Below are 211 nucleotides of genomic sequence, written 5' to 3' on the forward strand. Positions count from 1 at the left end.
TTCCTTTTACAGCGAATAAATAATCACCTCCCTGTTTTTGTATCTTCTCTGCAATATCTTTCTGGCACCCCATCGCATCAGTTGTGATAATTTTTCCTTTAATATCCAACATGTTAAGAAGTTCAGGGATAGCTGTGATCTCATTAGATTTCTCATCCGTCTTGATCTGTCCGATGACCAGACTGTGCATTATTGAGAACGCACTAATGAC

General features: G+C 38.9%; 1 protein-coding gene. It reads right to left on the bottom strand.

Annotation, left to right across the window (positions count from 1 at the left end):
- Positions 1 to 211 (bottom strand): ISAs1 family transposase (locus C7B16_RS24460; RefSeq protein ID WP_107180304.1); only part of this gene is annotated, 211 nt, incomplete at both ends.

The sequence above is a fragment of the Escherichia sp. 20412-1 genome (genome assembly GCF_003027595.1).
Lineage (GTDB): Bacteria > Pseudomonadota > Gammaproteobacteria > Enterobacterales > Enterobacteriaceae > Escherichia > Escherichia marmotae.